The organism is Maribacter halichondriae, from assembly GCF_027474825.1.
Taxonomy (GTDB): domain Bacteria; phylum Bacteroidota; class Bacteroidia; order Flavobacteriales; family Flavobacteriaceae; genus Meishania; species Meishania halichondriae.
In genome coordinates this window covers 3,769,800-3,786,745 of the sequence record NZ_CP107030.1, presented here as the reverse complement: position 1 = coordinate 3,786,745, position 16,946 = coordinate 3,769,800, and the positions used below count along the sequence as shown (strand labels likewise).

Below are 16,946 nucleotides of genomic sequence, written 5' to 3'. Positions count from 1 at the left end.
TAATCGTTAAAACGTTAATAGCAACTCAACAAGGTTTGTTTTTTTTGAAAAATAACCTAATACAAAGAACGCTGGATTGTTGAAGAATCATTTTGACCAATGACAAAGGGAAAGTTATTAAAAGAGGGAGAAGCCAACTTTTTTAAAACCTTTTGTGACAAAACAATTAAGTAAATTCGCAACGACTTAGTGTTATATTCCAAGTGCACTGGCACTCAGAAAAAACCCCAAGTAGTACTATGAAAAGATTGCTACAAATAAACATCGAGGTAAACTATGGTTCTACGGGTCGCATAGCCGAAGAAATAGGTCAAATGGCTATTGCCAGTGGTTGGGAGAGTTATATTGCGTATGGTCGCCAAGAAAACTTGAGCACTTCTGAATTAATAAAAGTTGGCAATACTTTCGATACGTATTGGCATTTATTACAGACTAGATTATTGGATAGACATGCCCTTGCATCGATTAAGGCAACAAAACGACTGATCAAGGAAATAGAAAAAATAAAGCCTTCTATAATCCAACTGCATAATATACATGGCTACTATATTAATATCGAGGTACTTTTCTCATATTTGACAAAAAGTGGAATTCCCGTTGTATGGAGTTTACATGATTGTTGGGCCATGACAGGTCACTGTACCCATTTTGAACTTGTTGGTTGTGAAAAATGGAAAACGGAGTGTCAAAACTGCCCTCAAATTCAAAGCTATCCTACCAGTCTCTTTAGGGATCGATCTACCAAAAACCACATCTTGAAAAAGAAATTGTTCACCGATCAATCAAATTTGACCTTGGTACCCGTATCAAATTGGTTGGGCGATTTGGTCGATGAATCATTTTTAACTAATCATCATAAAAGGGTCATTCAAAACGGAATAGATACCGAACTCTTTTCTCCAAAACTTGACTTTTCTTTCAGAAAAAAACATAATGTACTTGACAAATTCCTCATTCTTGGAGTGGCAAGCGTATGGACAAAAATAAAAGGCTGGGACGATTTGTTGTCCATAAGTAAAGAATTAGCGGATGATGAGGTCATTGTCATGGTCGGATTGAATGAAAAGCAACTGAAGTCACTGCCAGCAAACATAATTGGCCTTCAGCGGACCAGAAATATTCAAGAACTTATCGAATTGTACACCACTTCCGATGTATTCGTAAACCTGACCTATGCCGACACCTTTCCTACTACAAACTTGGAAGCACTATCCTGTGGAACACCCATAATAACATATCGAACTGGTGGAAGTGTCGAATCGGTTACTCCCGAGACAGGACTCATCATAGAGCAGGGTTCGCTGACAGAACTATTGAAGGCTCTCAGAACGATAAAGAAAAAAGGCAAAGAGTATTATACCGCTTCATGTGTAAGGAACGCCAAACAGATGTTCAACAAGAATGATAAGTACAAGGAATACTTAGAACTATATAACGAACTTATTGTGTCCAGCGGTACGGAGTAAAATGCATTATCCTTCACGGTTATACATTGAATGTCGATTATTCTGCAATCACAAAATAAAAACACAAAAATCAAGTTTAAACTAATGTCGTTAAACAACGTAATCCATTGAAAAACATAGCAAAAATCTGTAAATCAGCTTAGTACTATTGTAATTCAATGCTTTACAAATTAACAATTGAACCAGTAATCAGTACAATTCAACAATTTCATAATTCAAAATCCAAAATTTAGGCATTATTTTGCGGCCTCAAATTTTTTTTTAAACACAACAACCAAAACAAAGTAAATGATAATACTCGGACTTAATACCCACCATGCAGATTCATCGGCCGCTATATTCGTAGACGGAAAGCTCATTGCCGCCACTGAAGAAGAACGTTTTACCAGAATAAAACACTGGGCAGGCTTTCCAGAGCAGGCAGTACGCTTTTGCCTTAAAGAGGCAGGCGCAACGTTAGTTGATGTGGATCATATCACCATTGGGCGAGATCCAAAGGCCAAGATGAAAAATAAGATGATGTATGTGCTTAAAAACCCCGTAAAAAGCACGGCCCTTGTAAAAGATCGGTGGGAAAATAGAGAAAAAATCACCTCTATGGCCGAAGAGTTCGAACAAGCTTTTGAAATTTCAAAAGAGGAAATCGAAAAAAAATTCAGGCACATTGAACACCATAGGGCGCATTTGGCATCTGCCTTTTTTGCATCGCCCTATGAAGAATCAGCAATCATCTCAATCGATGGATCAGGTGATTTCACGACTACAATGCTTGCCCACGGTAAGGGAAATAAAATAGAGGTTTTGGATTCAATAGACTTTCCTGTCTCACTGGGGTTCATTTATACCGCTTTCACACACTTTCTAGGATTTCCTCATTACGGCGATGAGTATAAGGTCATGGGGCTTGCCCCCTATGGTGAGGCCAAGTATGTCGATAAGATCATGAAAATCGTAAAATTGAAAGATGATGGTCTTTGGTCTTGGGATAACTCTTATTTTGATGCAATCAAAGTACGTTACGATAACAATCAACCAGTATCTCCACCTTTTTTCTCGGAAAAATTTGCCAAAGAGTTCGGTGCACCTAGAAAGAAGGGTGAAGAGCTTACTCAATATCATAAAGATTTGGCCAAATCGGTTCAAGTATTTACCGAAAAGGTCATCTTTCATATGTTGAACCATCTCCAAAAAAGAACCGGCTGTAAAAATGTTTGCATCGCTGGCGGAGTCGCCCAGAATTCAGTGGCAAACGGAAAAATTATTGCCAATACCACTTTTGAAAATCTTTATATACCCTCAGCGGGTCACGATGCCGGCATCTCAATGGGATCGGCACTGTACCATTATCATGATAATTTGAATATGCCACGAACTTCCGCAATAAAATCGGCGAGTACGGGGTCATCGTTTACAAATGAAGAAATTGAGGCGTTTTTAAAAGAAAACGATATTTCCTACAAGAAAATGGAGGATGAAGAACTGTTCGACTACATAAGCGACAAACTCATCGTGCCCAGTGTTGTCGGGTGGTTTCAAGGAAGGGCCGAATTCGGGCCCCGTGCCCTAGGTCATCGTTCGATTATAGCGGATCCAAGAAACGACCAGGCGAAAGAACTTTTAAACCTTAAAATTAAGAGGCGTGAAAGTTTTAGACCTTTTGCCCCCTCTATTCTAAAGGAATATGTTGAAGAGTATTTCGAGTATAATGATGAAGTTCCTTTTATGGAAAAGGTTTTTCCCATTAAAATCGAAAAACATTCGAAGATACCTGCGGTTACCCATGTAGATGGTACGGGAAGATTACAGAGTGTCGATAAAGAGGTCTCCCCACGTTACTATGGGTTGATAGAAGCTTTTCGAAAGAAGACTGGTGTGCCGATACTTTTGAACACATCTTTCAACGAAAATGAGCCCATTGTAAATACGCCGGCCGAAGCCTACGATTGCTTTGCACGTACCCAAATGGATGTATTGGTGCTAGAGAATATTGTAATCGAAAGATAGTAGCATAAAAATCTACAGGTTAAAATCGAATGAAAAAAGTTAGTATTGTAACAGCCACCTATAACAGTTCTGAATTCATAGCCGATTGCATATCGAGTATTCATGAGCAAACATATGCCAATATCGAGCATATCATTATCGATGGTGCTTCAAAGGACAATACCGTCGAAATTATTAAAGGAATGCCGAACAGGGTCGAGAAACTGATTTCTGAACCGGACAAAGGCATTTACAACGCGATGAACAAAGGTCTCAAACTGGCCACCGGTGACATCATCGGAATCTTGAATTCGGACGATTTTTACAATTCTAACGACGTAATCGCAAAGGTAGTGGCTGCCATGGAGAAGGACGGTACCGATACCCTGCACGGTAACCTCTACTATGTGGCCCAAGAAAATACCGATATTGTAAAAAGAAAATGGGTGACCGGCGAGTATAACCCAAAAAAAGGGATTTCGAAATGGTTGGCATCCAGCGCACCCTAGTTTTTTTGTCAAAAAATCAGTTTATGATTCTTATGGTTATTTTGATGAGGACTTTAGGATAGCCGCTGACTTTGAGCTGATGCTACGGTTTCTAGAAAAACATAAAGTTAGTTCAAGTTATCTTGATGAAACATTGGTGCGTATGCGCGTCGGAGGTGAAAGCAACAAGTCTTTGAAAAACAACTACAAAGGTAACAGAGAGTGTATTGAAGCTTTTAAAAAGAACGATATTTCCGTATCACCGTTTTATCCATTAGCTAGATTGGTTCCTAAAATCAAACAATACTTTTAACGCCATGCCATAGGTTTGTGTCCGACGAACACTACATTTTTCTCTTTAGAAGAAATTTGCTAAAATCTTAAAATGTTTTAAAACACCTAGTAACCAGTAGTTTGGCTATGTTTTATCTAGGTTTGTCTAATTTTGTCCTGTTGATTGATTATTTTTGTCAATAACCCCTATTTTTATACCTGCTTAGCTAACCGCCCCCTATGACCGGACGCTCTAAATTAAATATTCCCGAGAGAAAGATTATTCTTGTATTAGGCGACCTTATCATCGTTTGTCTTTCACTCTATTTCTTCTTGAAACATGTCATAGACATGGCCTACAGTTCATTGGTCTCTATGGCAACATTGTTTTCACTAGGGTTGTTCGCCTATTTCTTTTTGGCCTATGTACTGAATTTTTACTATTTGGCCAATGATTCCAGATATACCGTAAACATGGTCATGAAGGGGCTTGTGATTACTACCCTGTACATTTTTACAGAAATTCTGGGTGCCGTGATTCTCTTCGATATGAGTTTCTGGCGTAGCAATTTGTTGCTATTTCTTTTCTTGACCCCGACGGCTATCCTGTTATGGCGTAATTTTTTTGTTTATGTCTTCAAATTTATTTCGACGACGAAGCAAGTACTTTACTTATACAATAAATCACTTGGTAATGACTGGGAAAAGGATGTTGAGATAATCAACGGATTCGGTATCCATACTTTTTACCATGTAGAGGAAGTCATTGATATCGAAAATACCGGCGATCTTACCGAGGAAAAACTCGAGGCATTGAACGAGCGAGTAGACTCGTGGATTATTGATACAGATACGTCTAGACCGTTACCAAAGATAATCGAGAAGTCGATGCTTGAAGTACTACTTGCCGGGAAGGAAGTCGTCACATTTACCTCGTTCTACGAGAACATATATGAGGCCCTTCCTATTGTTTCGCACAACGCAAACGAAAGCTGTGCGGAGATTTTACAACTGCAACATACGCGAGTACGGTATTTATCACGAATATTTAGTTTTACTGTCAATTTCTTTCTTTCATTGTTCGTAGGATTGATTTTTTTGTTGGTTACCCCGTTCGTGTTTTTCTTCAATCTGTTTTTTAACAGAGGGCCTCTTTTCTATAAACAAAAAAGGGTCGGACAATACGGGAAGGAATTCGAAATCTATAAATTCAGATCTATGGTCGTAGACGCTGAAAAAGCAGGTGCAAAAATGGCGTCTAAGAACGATGCGAGAATTACTCCTTTTGGCAAGGTACTTCGAATGTTCCGTTTGGATGAACTCCCCAGATTATTTCGGTCATCAAGGGAGAAATGCACTTTATAGGTCCACGGCCCGAAAGAAAAGTCTTTGTCGATAAATTAAATGAAATTACACCCTATTATAATATTAGACATTTGATCAAACCTGGTATTACCGGTTGGGCGCAGGTAAAATATAAATATGGGGAAAATCTCGAGGACTCCATACGAAAACTCGAATACGATCTTTACTATATTAAAAGTAGGTCCATTGCTTTGGACCTGCGCATTATCTTCAAGACTTTCACTACCATATTATTTTCTAGAGGGGTATAATTATTTATTTGTAACAAGGTCCTTCAAGATTTTGATTACTATTCTAAATACATAGATAGTACTATTGAAACATTTTTTTTGAAGAACGACATATGCCTATTGATTCTTAGTACTTCTCTATCCAACGACACATTCTACCCCTACTTCAAAGAAAGTACCTTAGCGCGGACGCTGAAGGTATAAAATGGAATAGTGTTTACGATTTCCAAACAAGCACTCCCCTAAATTAAGCACAGGTCATTGTTTCAAGTACCAAGAGAATTCGAAAAATTAAACTCAACCGGTAATTTAAGAGAAATTGAAACTGCTCCATTGCATCCTTTTGTCTTCAAATACCATAAAAATTATAGTATTCGATTACCTTTTCAAACAATACATAAATTTTAGAATTAGACAAAAAAAGCCGAGGTATATACCTCGGCTTTTTTCATTCCCTTTTTCTAAATGATTTGCCAACTATAGATGTTCATATCAGCCAAACTTTAGGATGAATTAGCATGAAAGATTAACCTACATTGGCCGTACTTGTTGACTTAACTTGTTCGTTAATCCATTTGAATGTTTCGGAAAGCCCTTCTACTAGTGGCTGGGAGGGTTCCCATCCCATTTTTTCTTTGTACAATTTGTTGTCCGAATTTCTTCCTCTAACTCCTGTCGGACATTTAAATCCATATTTATCAAAGAATTCTTGTCCACCCAAATTATTGATACTGATATCTTTTCCTGACAAATCAATGGCCATTTGAGCAAGTTCGTTGATGGTGACCATCTCTTCAGAACCGATATTTACCGGTCCTAAAAATTCTTTTTGACGCATGAACCTGAGCACCGCCTCAACACAATCGTCGATATAGAGAAAAGACCTTGTTTGCAAGCCATCGCCCCAAACCTCTATTTCACCGTGATTCGGAGTCTCGGCAGCCTTTCTGCACATAGCGGCAGGGGCTTTCTCCTTCCCACCGGTCCATGTTCCCATAGGACCGAATATATTATGAAACCTGGCCACTCTAACATCGAGCTCGTAATTTCTGTTGAATGCCAAAAATAGACGCTCGCTAAAAAGTTTCTCCCATCCATATTCCGAATCAGGATTGGCCGGATATGCTGAACTTTCCTCACAATTAGGGTTATCAGAATCTAACTGGTTATGTTCTGGATACATACAAGCGGAAGAAGAGTAAAAGATTTTCTTTACACCTTTCTTAGTCGCCTCTAAAGCCGAATTAAGGTTTATAACTGCCGAACTATGCATTACATTCGCGTCATTCTCGCCAGTAAAGATATAACCAGCACCACCCATATCAGCAGCCAATTGATATACTTCGTCAAATGAATTTTCTTTGTCTTGCTCCGATTTTTGGTCGGGGGTCATGAACACACGGGATACCAACTGGGGATCACGTAAATCTCCTTCAACATATTCATGACAGATGTCCTCCTCATTCCAAAATTCATGCTTCTCTTTTATATCGACCACCCGCACCCAGCAACCTTCGTTCTTCAATCTGTGTGCAAGATGACCTCCTATAAATCCTCCGCCACCTAAAACTAAGACTTTTTTCATTTTTACTTTTTATTTGATGATTAATTTATTCTTACCTACTATAAACGTTTTATGTAATTCTTTATTGCGAAAAACAAGTTTGGTCTTGGTCGTAGGACAAAGATAGATAACTTGCCAGTATTTTCATGCTTATGAATGTAATTTGGATTATTCTTACCCGCTAATTATTACATTGTATTTCTAAGTTCAATAGCATAGGACTCAATCTAAAACAATCGATTTAGACTACTTGAACAAGGCCTTGAACTCCGATCTTCTATTTATTTTATGCTTTTCTTCAGAACACCTGACGCCATCACTACATTCATTAAGTAAATTATCTTCTCCAAAAGCCTTACTGCTCAATCTATCGGCTTCTATTCCTTTTTTTACAAGGTATTCCATGGTGTTTTTGACCCGTCTTTCCGACAGCCATTTGTTGTATTCCGAACTTCCACGTGAATCAGTATGCGATGTTATTTCCAACTGTAAATCAACCGTTTCAGAAAGTATTGTCGAAAGGGAATCCAGTACTGCTTTAGATTGTTTACCAAGGTAAGACGAGTTCAAATCGAAGTAAACGTATCCGAGCGCCTCAATTTTTTGTTCTATTTGACGTTTTCTTGCATTTTCGGCTTCGATTTTTGCTTGTTCGGCCGCAGCCAATCTGGCCTGCTCTTTTTCTTTGGCCAAACGTTCCGCTAAAGCGGTATCTTCCCTAGCGCGGTCAGCGGCAGCAATAGAATCTTGAACACGTTGCCGTTCTTTTTCCATAGCATTGATAAGTGCTAATTTCTCGGCACCCTTTTTCGATAATCCCTTTTCTACCCCAAATTGGTAGACAACGCCTGCAGCATGTTGTATGTGGTTCGTGGCTCCATTATCACCTATAGCCCACTTGCCGGTCGAACTAAAATCCAAGCCCCAAGTATCGCTGATCCATGTTCTGAAACCTACAACTGCATTATAGGTCGCTCGGTGTTGGTCATTGGCATCGGTGAAGCCGATACCACCACCTACATAGGGGTCGAACCAAGCGGTTTGGCCTATGAGTTTGTTCAAATCATAGGTCACTCGGGAATCAACGGAGAAATAATTGTTTTTCTCAGTGTTTACGGCACCATCTATGATTTTACCTTCTTTATATGTATTAAACGAACCGATGGCTTCTAAGCCGATTCCGTTCTTGAAATATTTCCCAATACTCAATCTAGATGGATAAGGCAGCACATTCCACTGTGAATCTACCGACAATAATTCATCGAAAACATCCCCTGAATCGTCCACAATATTATAGCCAAGACCGATAATCCAAGAGCTTTCTACGATACTGTCTTTTGAAGTAAGAACGGGCATTTCTTGAGCGTAGATAGGTATTATGGCCATAAGTGCCAATACCAATACACATAGCGTAATTTTTTTCATAGGTTATAAGATTTAAGGACTAGTAGGCTGTAAAATTATGATTTACAGTTCATTACACCAATAAAGTACTTTGAACTGTAATTTTTCTCGATAGGTTGTAGGATTCCCCGACGTATCAACAGGAAAAATCGACAAAAAAAGACCCAAGTGTAAAACTTGGGTCTTGATTTGATTCGATTCTTATTAATATTGGCCTATGGCGTTTCACTTATAGCTATCCAACCATCTAAATATGTATTTCTTTCTTTTAGCCATGCGGTTATAAAATCTATTTCAGCTGGATCATACGGTTTTTGAATTAAATTGGCATCGATGGCCTCTCTCTCATAAACTCCATTGGAACTTAAGTAATTATGTGCAGCAATAAAGCGCGCCTCAAGCGATGCGTCGCTAAGAAGGTTTCCTCGAAGTTCCATCCATCTTGCTTTTAAGGCAGTGACAAAGTCATTGTTGCCCTGAAGTCTTCTGTACATGCCGTTGAAGAGTGGATATGTAGCAGGGTCCGCCCTATCGCCGATAAAATCGTTACCCCAACTCGAATCCATATCCCAGGCTACATGAAAATAGGGTGCGTCTTGATCGTATCGGCCTGTGAAAATGTTCTTTCCAAGGTTGTCTTGTGCGAAGATTATGTTTACAAATATAAAATAATCAATAAGGTTCGGCACGTCCATTCGGGTATTCATTTCAGCATCGAAGGTCGCATCATCGGCATTGATTACAAAATCGACAAAGTCATGAAGATTGGTCCAATCTACCTCACCGATATCATCAGGATAATCAGCTTCAAAACCGCTCCAAAACAGCGAATTATTATCGAATGGTTCTAAGCTATTGTACAAAGTACCTTCTCCCCAATCATCGCCTTTGTACAATTCGCCCCTAATCCCTGAATCATATCTTTCAAGGCCCAATTGTTTTCTGTCTATCTTTTCACCTAGCCAGTAAACACCACCATATTTACCATTCACAAAAATCTCGACATATTGCCTCTTAATACCGAAAGTTATATCGGATTCTTGGGCACTATAATGGTAGCGTGCCATGTCTAACCACAGATCGTGTGATACAAAATCCCTCAATTTTGCGGGTTCATTGTACATGGCGTCCAAAATCCAATCGTCGTCTGAGCGCATACCCAACAAGGACTCATTAAATGTAGTTCCAGCGGTATCCTCCCACAATTCGATACCGTAGGATTTTTTGGGAAAGGTTACAGACAAGCCGCCCCTAAATTCAATACCGATAATACTCTCAAAAGGGTCTTTATCAGTCTCATAAAGTACAAAATCAGCAGCTATCTTATCGGGGTCTATTATTTCACCACCATTCGTATTAATATCTATAACAGGTAATTGAGTTCTATAAAATGTATATGAATCGTTACCTATGGTCAAGGTATATGCCTTACCCACCATGAAATCGGTATCGGTGGTGTTCAAAGCATAGGTAGTCTCATTGATAACCACATTATTTTTCAATGCTACATCTCCTCCATTGTATAGAATGAGCTTGTTATCATTATCTACCACGACTGAAGTGGTCAACGTCAATGTTCCTTCTTTATTAGGTGGTTCTAGGGGGCCTATCGCCGAATCATCATTCTTACACGATATTACGAATGAAAAGACAATAAGGAAGCAAAGTAGTTTACTAAAATTCATAGCTATATTTTATCAATTTCTGCTTCAAAGTTATGTGTCTAGGGAATAAATTTTTGACTCTATCAATGTTATTTCGACCAAATACAACCTCAAAAACCTGCTCGTCTAACGATTTGAAAGGGTTGAACAGTACCCAATAGAGTTGTCGAAACACCGCGCATTTTTCTTCGATAGAACTATAGAATATGGGCGATTGAGACCCTTATGGAAGTAGACTTGAACATGCTGACCTCCGCTAATTATATAGCTTCAACGCTTTAGATTCGAGGCCTTTTTGTTCAGTTACCCTTTATCGATCAAAACGGGCAATTTGAAGTATGGGATTCATCACTCCTCGACAAATGACAAAAAAAGACTTTTAACGGTAAAATCAAAACATATCAGGAGGTATGCCTTTGATGATTCGAAAGTATCTTAAAAAGCATCAGATTGAAGAAGAATATTGTAGACTATTTATCGATGACAATTTTCTTTTTTGTCAAGGGAATGGTATAAACCGAAAAAGGACTCATGGCTGCAGTACTGTTTTCTTTTTTATCCATTTTTTTTATCGCTATATGAACCGAATCTTCTGATTCCTGTTTTACATATAGCTCGGACAATACAGCATTTACTGCTTCGCCACTACAATGAATTATCACCAGATCTTTAGAAAAATCCACTTTTGGCACTGGTAATCCCGGTTTTCGCGTTCGATTGATTTTTGAAAAAAGTTCCTCAATGCCTTTTCATCCTCTACTACCAAAGTCTCGGTACTATCGGCTCCACTGTAATTATCTGTTAAAAGAAGTGTTAATGGACTTGTATTTTTTGCTTCGTTGTTCATTGTATTATTGTCACCCGTGGCTTTTTTTGACCGTTGCAAGACATCAGTATCAAAATCAATAAAAGCAATATATTTTTCATTTAGCTGTATGAAGTATTAAGTCTACTGCTATATGCCTTTTCATAAACGGCTTCATAAAGTGGAAGTACCTTTAAAATATCAAACTTTTGGGCCGCTTTTACAGCATTTTTCTTAAATTTTTCAAGTATGAGGTCATCGCCCAATATTTTCAAGGCGTTTTGAGCCATATCTTCTACGTCGCCCACATCGCTCAAGTATCCTGTTATTCCTTGTTTGTTGACCTCTGGAATTCCTCCTGTATTACTGGAAATTACGGGAACTCTGTTTATCATGGCTTCCAAAGCTGCCAGCCCGAAGCTCTCCGTCTCTGAGGGCAATAAGAATAAATCTGAAAAGCACAAAATTCTATCGATCTCATTGCTGTTTCCTAAAAATAGGACTTTGTCGGTAATACCCAATTGTTCGCACATAAATTCGGCATTTTCCTTTTCGGGCCCCTCGCCTACCATAATCAGCTTAGCCGGAATTTCTTTCTGTATCCTATTAAAAATATGAATGACATCTGGTATTCGTTTGACCTTTCTAAAATTGCTGATATGGGTCACAATTCTTTCGTCATCATTCGCCATCAATGATCGTTGACAATCGGTAAATGAAGAACTATATTTTTTGGTGTCGATGAAATTTGGAATAACCTGTATATCCTTTTTGATATTGAACAATTCAAGTGTTTCCTGTTTTAGGCTTTCCGAGACCGAAGTCACTACGTCGGATTGATTGATACTGAAGGTCACCGCAGGTTTGTAAAAGGGGTGTTTGCCCACCAGGGTAATATCGGTACCATGCAAGGTAGTTATCATCGGGATGTGTATATTTTCTTCTTCGAGCATTTTTTTGGCCATATACCCCGCATAGGCATGTGGAATGGCATAGTGTACATGTAACAATTCGATACCGTACAACTTAATGGTATCTACCAGCTTACTTGATAAAGCTAACTCATAGGGTTGATAATGAAAGAGCGGATATTCAGGAACATGTACCTCATGAAAATGTATCTTGCTATTAAGCAGTTCGAGTCGAACCGGTTGGCGATAGGTTACAAAATGTACCTCGTGCCCCCTATTGGCAAGGGCGATTCCTAATTCGGTTGCTACAACACCACTACCCCCGAAGGTAGGGTAACATACTATGGCTATCTTCATCGTTACAAATTTAGTGAAAACCCGCTGCTCAGTCGAAATTGACCCGTTTTATTTACGGGCAACAGCGTTAAGAATTCGTTAATGGAGAATCGGGCGACATGAAAATCAATTGTCTATGGCCTTGTATATGGCATATTGAATCCTAGTTCTTAAACCCGTTTTGACCAGTAACGTATTCGATGCGGTTGGGTAGGTTCGGTTCGAAAGGAATACGTAAACCAAATCTTCTTCGGGGTCGGCCCAGGTGTAGGTTCCCGTAAATCCGCTATGGCCAAAACTTTTTCGTGAAACGCACTCGCAGGCGGGTCCTCCGCCCCTTGATTCGGGCTTATCAAAACCCACTCCCCTTCTTACTTTCTTGTCACAGAAATAACAGGTATTGAATTTCTTGACCGTTCTGGCATCTAAAAACCGATGGCCGCCATAAAACCCATCTTGAAGGTACATTTGCATAATTTTGGCAACGTCGTTCGCATTACCGAACAATCCAGCGTGACCACCTACACCACCTTGCATAGCGGCACCCATATCGTGAACGTAGCCTTGCACAGTTTGATAACGATAGTATTTATCCACCTCGGAGGGCACAATGATATTTTTCGGAAATTTTTCCAAAGGGTTGTAGCTTGTATGCGAAGCACCAATAGGTTTATACAAGAAATCATCCGCAAGTTTATCCAATCGTGTCTTGTTCGTATCTTCGATGTATTTTTTCATCACGTAATAGGCCACATCGCTATACCGGTAGCGGTTAGACTTCAGGTCTTGCCGCCCGATTCTATCATAGATGGAGTCTTTATACGCATCTGCCAGAAAAAGATTGTCGCTTACCTTGATCGTAAAACCATCTGAGGGAGCCTTTCTATAAAATTCTTCGGAAGGTTTCCGTTTCTCATCCAACGTACTAACGTAAAAGGCGATCCAAGAAGGAAGTCGCCCATAGTGCGAAAGTGCCTTTAAAACCGTAACATTTTTGAGCTCCGAATCACCGTATTCAGGAATGAGTTCCTCAAAGGTATCGTTTAAGGCTATCTTACCCTCTTCCTCCATTTTCATAATAATCGGCAAAGTGGCCAGTATCTTGGTAATCGAAGCCAAGTCATAAATATGATCTGGCCCAATATCGACCTTCGATTCATAGGTAGGTTTTCCAAAACCTTTGTTGTAAATTACTTTGCCCCTGCGCGCAATTATCACCTGTGCCCCTGGGTACATCAACGAATCGAGACCATCTTGAACCAATCTATCGACCTCCGCCAATTTGGTACTACTCATGCCCACCCGCTCAGGAATGCTATAGCCCAAACGTTTTAAAGATTCGAGAGATATACTTGTATTCACGGGAAAGTTCTCGTTAACTGAAACCGGTAAAATACCTTTTGCTGGGATGGCTCCAAAAATAAGTTGTGCCGTCTTTTCTTGGGCCATTTTGCTATTCTGATAAGCTACCACTACCCCATCGATATTCTTATAAGAAGCCACTTTTGACAAGGCATAGGGTTTGGCAAAAACGGATAAAATAAGGTTCGAACTTCGTTCTTTGGCGATTTCCTCTAACCAGAAAAGTTCATTTTTAGAAAAATCAAAAGGTTTCCAAGGACTTTCATTACTCTTGTGTAGACCGATAATCACCAGATTATAGTCTTTTAATTTCTTTTTTAAAGTGGCAATATCCTTCCCGTTGATTTGATCAACCTTTGTATATTTATTTAGTTCGGTTATGAACGCATCACTGTTGTCGTCACCGAACTTGACATAGGCTATCTTTTTGTTTTCCAACTTCTTGACGCCCATAAGATAATAGTCGTTCTTGACTACCGTAATAGCATTTTCTATGGCTTCCTCATAGACCAAGTCGTCTTCCAAAGTATTTAAATCTTCATGTAAATTATTCAAATCGACGAAACGGGTTTTATGCAGCCCAACTTTATATTTGGCCATAAGAATTTTTTGACCGAACTGGCCAGGCGTTGCTCTGTAATTTTTCCCTTCTCAACTGCCTTAATTAGCTTTTCCTTGGCCTTTTCAAGTTCGGTAGGCATCAAAAGAATGTCATTGCCGGCCATAAAAGCTTCAAGTTCCACTTCCCCGTTTTTACCATGATCGGCAACGCCTTTCATATTCAAGGCGTCGGTAAAGACCAGTCCCTTAAAACCCATTTCATCTTTAAGGATTCCTGTAATAATTTGTTCGGATAAGGACGAAGGAAGGTCTTTTTTCATTTCTAGACTTGGAATATTCAAATGAGCAACCATAACACTACTGAGTCCTGCCTCTATTGCTTTCTTATAGGGATAAATCTCTATACTGTCCAGTCGTTCTTTCGAAAATTCGAGTACCGGAAGCGAATAGTGCGAGTCCGTAGCCGTATCGCCATGACCCGGAAAATGTTTACCGCTTGTCAATACACCCGCTTTTTCTATTCCCTTTATCATGGCCACACCTTTTTGGGAGACATTCTCCCGATTCTCACCGAACGAACGGTTTCCGATAATTGGGTTTTCAGGATTCATGTTAACATCGAGCACCGGGGCGAAATTAATATGAACACCCAATCTTTTGGCGTGCTTTCCAATACGGTATCCTACTTTTTCAACAATGGTACTGTCGGAAATAGCACCCAATGTCATGTTCCACGGAAAAGCGTAGGTAGAGTCCAACCGCATAGCTAGGCCCCATTCCGCATCTTGGCCGATCAACAAGGGGCGTTTTGAAGTTTTTTGAAAATAGTTAGTCAATTTCGCTTGTTGAACTGGTCCACCAGGCAAAAATATGACCCCTCCGATATGGTGTTTTTGGATCAATGCCTTAATCTTATCGGCATCCGAATTTTCTTTAGACCCAATACTGACCATAAACAACTGGCCAACTCTTTCTTCCAAAGACATATCGTTATACTGAGTGTCGACCCATTTTTGTTGGGAAAGGCTATCTCTGGTCACCAAAGGGTTTTTTTGAGCCCGGGCAACTAAAATCAAAAAAAAGAATGGGAGAACAGTAAAAAAACGCATATAAAATTGGTCTATGGAATTAACTGAAAACCGCACTAATTATTGCACTTTATCCGATTTTTCAAAACGAAATGCTTTAATATATCCAATTACCGTACCAGAAGCAGGTTTACATAAATCGGGAGTGCCAACTTTCGGAGGCCGGCACTTCCCAATGTTCTGTGTATTCTTGCTTGTTGGCTACCAGATTGTTGAAGACCACGGTATTTTTTGAAACCGCTTTCTGGCGCGCCATTTTCTTAAAGTCCACCAAAGACTTGTAGGCAATAAAATCTCCCTGTTTGTAAGACACATTCATTTTGTCCAAAAGTTCGATATTATATTTTTTTTCAAGTTGTTGAATAAAATGAACCGATGCATCGATTGAACAGCCAGAGGCAGAGGCCTTAGATTGGTCCAGCCCTAGTACTAAAAATCGTTTGTACCGGATTTCATACCCAGATTTTAGCTCACTTCCATGTGCTGTCCACTTCTGTATAAAATCATCCATGGCCTGTCTGATTTCGATCAGCTCATCTTCCGACAAACTCCTGCTTCCCTGATATATCCAAATTCGTGCATCATCGGGTAAGGTGTCAAAATCTACTAGCATAACATCAATAATTTGGGGTTGTCTTAAAATTTTAGCTATGCCTAAAGGTCTTCTGCATTTGCTATAAGCTCGGCTACGTCCATTACTTGTATCACGGCTTCTTTCTCTTTGTTTTTAATGCCATCGGTCATCATCGTATTACAAAACGGACAGGCCGCGGCTATAATTTCAGGTTGGGTTTCCAAGGCCTGTTCAGTACGTTCGATATTCACATCTTTATCGCCTTTTTCAGGTTCTTTGAACATTTGCGCCCCACCGGCACCACAACAAAGTCCTTTTTCTTGCAATTCTTCATTTCGACCAGTTCGGCATCCAATTTCCGAATGAGGTCTCTGGGGGCCTCATAAACATCATTGGCACGGCCCAGATAACATGGGTCATGAAAAGTAATACGTTTACCCTTGAACTTTCCGCCTTCCATGGAAATACGACCTTCTTCCAAAAGCTGCTTTAAAAATTGAGTATGGTGCACTACTTCATAATTTCCCCCAAGGCCCGGGTACTCATTTTTCAGGGTATTGAAACAATGTGGACATGCCGTTACGATTTTTTTAATTGCATAGGCGTTCATCACCTCGATATTGGTCACCGCCTGCATTTGAAACAAAAATTCATTACCAGATCTTTTGGCCGGATCACCCGTACAGCTTTCTTCGGTGCCCAAAACGGCAAATGAGACATTTGCTTTGTTCAAAATTTTCACAAATGCCTTAGTAATTTTTTTGGCGCGGTCATCAAAACTACCGGCGCAACCTACCCAAAATAAAACTTCGGGCTGTTGTCCGGTCGCAAAGACTTCGGCCATGGTAGGTACTTTTAGCTCGTTTCCCATA

Annotated in this window: 9 protein-coding genes and 3 pseudogenes; 4 read left to right on the top strand and 8 right to left on the bottom strand. The window is 39.7% G+C overall.

Annotated features, from left to right (window positions below):
- The first annotated feature begins 239 nt into the window (after positions 1 to 239).
- The 4 genes and pseudogenes from N8A86_RS17625 (at position 240) to N8A86_RS17610 (ending at position 5,826) form a co-directional block, all read left to right on the top strand.
- Entirely contained in the window at positions 240 to 1,466 is a 1,227-nt protein-coding gene (locus N8A86_RS17625; RefSeq protein WP_273566563.1) for a glycosyltransferase, read from the top strand.
- 288 nt (positions 1,467 to 1,754) lie between these two features.
- Positions 1,755 to 3,470, top strand: coding sequence for a carbamoyltransferase family protein (locus N8A86_RS17620; RefSeq protein WP_273566562.1), 1,716 nt, complete (start codon positions 1,755 to 1,757; stop codon positions 3,468 to 3,470).
- Between the two features lie 29 nt (positions 3,471 to 3,499).
- Positions 3,500 to 3,958, top strand: a complete 459-nt coding sequence (locus N8A86_RS17615; protein ID WP_273566561.1) for a glycosyltransferase family 2 protein — start codon at positions 3,500 to 3,502, stop codon at positions 3,956 to 3,958.
- Between the two features lie 492 nt (positions 3,959 to 4,450).
- Positions 4,451 to 5,826, top strand: a pseudogene (locus tag N8A86_RS17610) (sugar transferase).
- A gap of 505 nt (positions 5,827 to 6,331) precedes the next feature.
- Here N8A86_RS17610 and N8A86_RS17600 read toward each other — a convergent pair.
- From N8A86_RS17600 to N8A86_RS17565, 8 genes and pseudogenes are all read right to left on the bottom strand, one after another.
- Positions 6,332 to 7,390 carry an NAD-dependent epimerase/dehydratase family protein gene (locus tag N8A86_RS17600; protein WP_273566558.1) on the bottom strand — a complete coding sequence of 353 codons (1,059 nt, stop codon included), beginning with the start codon at positions 7,388 to 7,390 and terminating at the stop codon, positions 6,332 to 6,334.
- A gap of 225 nt (positions 7,391 to 7,615) precedes the next feature.
- Positions 7,616 to 8,794 (bottom strand): OmpA family protein, encoded by a 1,179-nt coding sequence (locus N8A86_RS17595; RefSeq protein ID WP_273566557.1) that lies wholly within the window; start codon positions 8,792 to 8,794, stop codon positions 7,616 to 7,618.
- 194 nt (positions 8,795 to 8,988) lie between these two features.
- Positions 8,989 to 10,458 carry a CotH kinase family protein gene (locus N8A86_RS17590; protein ID WP_273566556.1) on the bottom strand — a complete coding sequence of 490 codons (1,470 nt, stop codon included), beginning with the start codon at positions 10,456 to 10,458 and terminating at the stop codon, positions 8,989 to 8,991.
- Between the two features lie 449 nt (positions 10,459 to 10,907).
- Positions 10,908 to 11,120, bottom strand: coding sequence for a hypothetical protein (locus N8A86_RS17585; RefSeq protein WP_273566555.1), 213 nt, complete (start codon positions 11,118 to 11,120; stop codon positions 10,908 to 10,910).
- 244 nt (positions 11,121 to 11,364) lie between these two features.
- Positions 11,365 to 12,510 carry an N-acetyl-alpha-D-glucosaminyl L-malate synthase BshA gene (gene bshA / locus N8A86_RS17580; RefSeq protein WP_273566554.1) on the bottom strand — a complete coding sequence of 382 codons (1,146 nt, stop codon included), beginning with the start codon at positions 12,508 to 12,510 and terminating at the stop codon, positions 11,365 to 11,367.
- Between the two features lie 105 nt (positions 12,511 to 12,615).
- A pseudogene (locus N8A86_RS22085) lies at positions 12,616 to 15,521 on the bottom strand (serine hydrolase domain-containing protein).
- A gap of 109 nt (positions 15,522 to 15,630) precedes the next feature.
- Positions 15,631 to 16,113: an ABC transporter ATPase gene (locus tag N8A86_RS17570; RefSeq protein WP_273566553.1), complete on the bottom strand. Its 483-nt coding sequence runs from the start codon at positions 16,111 to 16,113 to the stop codon at positions 15,631 to 15,633.
- A gap of 41 nt (positions 16,114 to 16,154) precedes the next feature.
- Positions 16,155 to 16,945: pseudogene (locus N8A86_RS17565) on the bottom strand ((Fe-S)-binding protein).
- Position 16,946: the final 1 nt, after the last annotated feature.

Coding starts and splice junctions, on each gene's coding strand:
- N8A86_RS17595 (WP_273566557.1), bottom strand. CDS start 8,794: ATGAAAAAAATTACGCTATGTGTATTGGTATTGGCACTTATGGCCATA.
- N8A86_RS17600 (WP_273566558.1), bottom strand. CDS start 7,390: ATGAAAAAAGTCTTAGTTTTAGGTGGCGGAGGATTTATAGGAGGTCAT.
- N8A86_RS17590 (WP_273566556.1), bottom strand. CDS start 10,458: ATGAATTTTAGTAAACTACTTTGCTTCCTTATTGTCTTTTCATTCGTA.
- N8A86_RS17570 (WP_273566553.1), bottom strand. CDS start 16,113: ATGCTAGTAGATTTTGACACCTTACCCGATGATGCACGAATTTGGATA.
- N8A86_RS17620 (WP_273566562.1), top strand. CDS start 1,755: ATGATAATACTCGGACTTAATACCCACCATGCAGATTCATCGGCCGCT.
- bshA (WP_273566554.1), bottom strand. CDS start 12,510: ATGAAGATAGCCATAGTATGTTACCCTACCTTCGGGGGTAGTGGTGTT.
- N8A86_RS17615 (WP_273566561.1), top strand. CDS start 3,500: ATGAAAAAAGTTAGTATTGTAACAGCCACCTATAACAGTTCTGAATTC.
- N8A86_RS17625 (WP_273566563.1), top strand. CDS start 240: ATGAAAAGATTGCTACAAATAAACATCGAGGTAAACTATGGTTCTACG.